This is a genomic window from Clostridium sp., from assembly GCF_036781005.1.
In the GTDB taxonomy this organism is placed as follows: domain Bacteria; phylum Bacillota; class Clostridia; order Clostridiales; family Clostridiaceae; genus Clostridium_B.
In genome coordinates this window covers 1-4,466 of sequence record NZ_DAIQBT010000004.1, presented here as the reverse complement: position 1 = coordinate 4,466, position 4,466 = coordinate 1, and the positions used below count along the sequence as shown (strand labels likewise).

At 30.1% G+C, this 4,466-nt stretch carries 5 protein-coding genes, 1 pseudogene and 1 riboswitch; of the genes and pseudogenes, 3 read left to right on the top strand and 3 right to left on the bottom strand.

The annotated features are described in order from the left end of the window. Positions 1-253: pseudogene (locus tag V7Q02_RS02235) on the top strand (hypothetical protein); the annotation flags it as partial. A gap of 436 nt (positions 254-689) precedes the next feature. Here the strand turns inward: V7Q02_RS02235 and V7Q02_RS02230 are convergent. Next, positions 690-869, bottom strand: coding sequence for a hypothetical protein (locus V7Q02_RS02230; RefSeq protein ID WP_333859456.1), 180 nt, complete (start codon positions 867-869; stop codon positions 690-692). Here V7Q02_RS02230 and V7Q02_RS02225 point away from each other — a divergent pair. Both V7Q02_RS02225 and V7Q02_RS15885 read left to right on the top strand, forming a co-directional pair. Then, positions 817-1,224 carry a S8 family serine peptidase gene (locus V7Q02_RS02225; RefSeq protein ID WP_333859448.1) on the top strand — a complete coding sequence of 136 codons (408 nt, stop codon included), beginning with the start codon at positions 817-819 and terminating at the stop codon, positions 1,222-1,224. The genes V7Q02_RS02230 and V7Q02_RS02225 overlap by 53 nt on opposite strands. 37 nt (positions 1,225-1,261) lie before the next feature. After that, positions 1,262-1,504: a chitobiase/beta-hexosaminidase C-terminal domain-containing protein gene (locus V7Q02_RS15885; protein WP_373844438.1), complete on the top strand. Its 243-nt coding sequence runs from the start codon at positions 1,262-1,264 to the stop codon at positions 1,502-1,504. Positions 1,505-1,614: 110 nt separating this feature from the next. On the opposite strand, the gene ablB is transcribed toward V7Q02_RS15885, so the two are convergent. Together ablB and ablA are read right to left on the bottom strand one after the other, a co-directional pair. Beyond that, positions 1,615-2,493: a putative beta-lysine N-acetyltransferase gene (ablB, locus tag V7Q02_RS02215; RefSeq protein ID WP_333859335.1), complete on the bottom strand. Its 879-nt coding sequence runs from the start codon at positions 2,491-2,493 to the stop codon at positions 1,615-1,617. Then, positions 2,480-3,751, bottom strand: a complete 1,272-nt coding sequence (gene ablA, locus V7Q02_RS02210) for a lysine 2,3-aminomutase (protein WP_333859334.1) — start codon at positions 3,749-3,751, stop codon at positions 2,480-2,482. The genes ablB and ablA overlap by 14 nt, the downstream gene beginning before the upstream one ends. A 361-nt stretch (positions 3,752-4,112) precedes the next feature. Further along, positions 4,113-4,245, bottom strand: a riboswitch (cyclic di-AMP (ydaO/yuaA leader). Between the last annotated feature and the right edge of the window lie 221 nt (positions 4,246-4,466).

Genomic DNA, 4,466 nt, shown 5'->3' with positions numbered 1-4,466 from the left:
CCCTTCCACTATAAAAACACAGCTAGATGCCCTAGTAACTGCTGGTACAATAACCTCTGATGAAGAAACTGCTATAGAAAAAGCTTTAACACCTTCAGGCAATAAAGATAGTGGCGATAATAAAGGTAATGGTGATAACCACAATAATAATGATTTCATAAAATCTAATTTAGATACTCTAGTAACTGCTGGTACAATAACTTCTGATCAGGAAACTGCTATATTAGAAGTTTTAAAACCTTCAGGTAAATAATTTTTACTTAAATTATATAATTTTTTTCATTTCCATAATAAAGGAACAACCTTTATTATGGAAATAATTAGTAATATAATATTTTAATACTTATAAATATACCAATTCACCTTAATTCTATTACAATGTCATTCGAAAACAAATATGTAAAAGGGGTATACGAAAATGAACTCGAAAAAGTATTCAGTTTTTATATTAACACCGTCTACCTGGTATTAGATTTTTTACTTCTTCCCAAAACTCATCTGTTATCTCCCATGATTGCTTTTATATCATTTGCAGAACTCTCCCTATCCCTTTTTCTTTATTATTGTATCATACCAAAAACTATTTAGGGATAAGCTCTTAATAATTTCAATGCAGCCACAGTCGAAATGACATCCCAGGATATATCAAAACTAAAAAAGGATTCAGCTGTAGATTATGTAGAAGAAGATCAAATAGTTAAAATATCAAAAGTTTCTTCATCTTCTGTAACTAAATCCTCCACTTCAGTTACCAACTGAGGTATTGATGATATAAACGCATCCCAGGCATGGGCAGCCGGATTAACAGGTGAAGGTATAAAAATAGCAATTATAGATAGTGGAGTAGCATCACATTCTGATTTAACCATTGCAGGTGGAAAAAATGTTATAAGCGATTCATCCTCCTCATCTTATGTTGATGAAAATGGACACGGTACACATGTGGCAGGTATTATTACAGCACAAAACGGAGGCGTTAAAAAAGGAATAGCTCCATATGCTTCAATATATGCTGTAAAAACCTTGGATTCTGATGGTGAAGGATATACTTCAGATATAATATCTGGAATAGATTGGGCAATACAAAATGATACGGACATAATATCAATGAGTCTTGGCTCCTATGAATCTTCTACTGTATTTAAAAATGCTATAGACACAGTCTATAATGACAGTAGCCACTCCAACAGTAAATGTAATAGTTTGAACTTATACTTCAAGTGAAACTGTTTCTTTAAGTGATAGTACCAGTGGATTTTCCATATATTACACATTGAATGGAACTACACCTACAACGTCCAGCAACTTATACTCATCACCTATAACTATAAGTTCAACTACAACATTAAAAGCTATTACAGTGGATGGTTCAGGAAATTCTTCATCAGTTCTAACTTTAGTATACACCATATCAGAGACAACCACTTCTCCAACTCCTTCGCTTCCTACTGCACCACCATCTACTACAATACCTTATCCACATACTCCAGTACTAATCCTCTAACTTCTTTAAGATAGGGGATTAGTACTCTATACCATTGAATGAGTTATACTCACTGTTCTTTAAAAAATAAAAATCACTATAGCAATTCCCCATAGTAATTTTTATCACATCTATTCTATTTTACACAAGTCTGTGGATATTCTTCTGATATTTTTTACCCAGATATTCATGTTCTCAAAGCCACCACATATATTGCAGTTATTTATTAATTTGCCCGTAAATCTATAATCATGTTTACTTAATACAAAATTAATGCCTGGATATATTGCCCTAGATAAACTATATAAAGTCATAAACCCCATATTTTTAAGTTCTGATTCTAAAGAGTAAATAATATTTGATAGTAAGCCTTTACTTCTATATTGTGGATAAGTAGCACAATCAGTTATCTCTGCATTTAAATTTCCTTTATCCATATCTGCTGAAGCTACACTAACTATTTTTCCATTATCTACAGCAACTTTGTATAAAACTTTTTCATTCATAGTCTGCTTTAAATATTCTTCATCGAAAACCGGAGAAGGATATGTGAAAAATATATAAGAAAACAGTGCTGCTATTTCTTTTGAATCACTCTTTACTGCATTTCTTATATGATATTTAAAGTTATTATCATGTATAAAAGTATTTTTTATATTCAAACTCTGTCTTAAAATCAGGTCTTCCTTATCAGAATTACTATAAAGCTTTCTTTGATCCTCAATAAAGTAAGACATACAATATGCATCTTTTCCCTTAAAATAGCCTTCTATTTTCCCTTCTAATTGAAATCCTGCTTTAAGAAAACTTTCAAAGAAATCAGTATTACAGTTGCAAATAATTTTCCCCAAATATTCTTTTGAAGCAAAAAATATTATTTTTCTTATAATTTGAATTGATATATTATCAAATCTAATTATTTTTACACGACTATTAGTATAGTCCACATATAATTCAACTCCATATAATTCAATATAGTAATTATTTATTTTACATTCACTTCCATTCACTAAATTGTTCCCTCCTTTTTATTCTGACATTACTTTCTGGAGTGAGACAGAGCATTTCATTTCTAAAAAGTTTTTCCAATCCTTTAGATTCATGTTTTTTAAATTTGGCACATATTCCACAATTTTTACATTTATGGACTTTATCTGATGTTTCAGTGTAAGTACATAATACTCCTTCGTAGTTTCTTAATATTAATTTTTCTGGCGATTGTGAAATTAAATACTGAGGGTTTATAGGTATTTTTCCACCACCCCCAGGAGCATCTATTACAAAGGTAGGTACTGCAAAACCAGAAGTATGTCCCCGTAAAAGTTCTATAATTTCTATGCCCGCAGAAACTGGAGTTCTAAAATGTTCAATTCCTTCTGACAAATCACACTGATATATATAGTAAGGTCTTACCCTATTTTTCACTAATTCATGCACAAGGCTTTTCATAATATAAGGGCAATCGTTAATATTTTTTAGCAGTACAGATTGATTCCCTAGTGGAATTCCCGAATCAACAAGCATTTTACACGCAAGCATTGACTCTTTGGTCATTTCATTTGGATGATTGAAATGTGTATTAATCCAAACTGGATGATATTTTTTTATAATATTACATAAATTAGCAGTTATTCGCTGTGGCATAACAACAGGTACCCTAGTTCCTATCCTTATAACTTCAACATGATTAATTTGACTTAGTTTTTGTAATATAAATTCAAGTTTTTCATCAGAAACACATAATGCATCGCCACCTGATATTAATACATCTCGCACTTCTTCATGTTTTTTTATATATTCAATAGACTTTAATATATCGTTTTTTGATAAAGAACAATCTTTGTGTCCTGCAAAACGTCTTCTTGTACAATGACGACAATACATGGAACATTGTTCAGTAATAAGAAGTAGTACTCTATCTGGATATCTGTGGGTTAATCCTCTGACTGGAGAATCACTAGTTTCATGAAGAGGATCTTTACTATCATACTTAGATACTTTTGTTTCATAAATAGTAGGTATTGCTTGACTCCTAATTGGACAATTATAATCATCTGGATCCATTAATGTGGCATAGTAAGGTGTTATTCCCATTTTTAGTTTTTTAAGACTAGCTTTCACTCCTTTTTTTTCTTCCAAAGTAAGGTTTACCACCTGTTCTAATTCTTCTAATGTGGTAATTCTATTAGACATTTGCCATTTCCAACTATTCCATTGTTCTTCTGAAACCTCTTTCCACAATGATATATTATTATATTCTCTTTTCAATCCAAACTCTCCTTCCTAAAATTTACAATATTATAATAAGATTATTTATATTCAGTTGTATTTATTTTCAAATGCTCACGTAATTTGATTTATGGCTATTATGCTTTTTATTAACTAAATCTTAGGTTGAGATGAAATCTGCTGTAGAAAAGTCTTATCTCCAGCTTAAAGCTTAAAATAACTTATAAAGAATCACTAGTGGTGTTTATCTCCTATTTTAAGAGAATGGGTATGAAAATGGTAACCTTTAGATGAAATTCTGAAAAAATAATAAGCCATAGAGAAGTTACTACAGCTTATTAAGCTTTGTTATTTAAATATATATTAATTTAAATGACAAGTTACAATTTAAATATACCAAAAAACTTCTCTTCAACGCTTACGAGATTAGCTGACGGATTTGGATCGAAGAAATTAACCCTACCTGCCATATTGGCAAGATTCACCCCAAAAAATTGGTTCTCCCGTTCAAATTGATTTAGCGTTATTAATATTTAATTACTTTTTCATTCACGATAGCCGATAACAACTAATTACAAATAATATGACTTACATATAACCATATCATTTTAATATATATATGTCAATATATATATCCATATATATATATTGACACATATATATATTGGTATAAAAATGTAAAATTATACATAATTAACGCGTTGTGCTATGTCTTGTATTCAAAAATATTGAAGCAAAAAAAGCATAAAATATC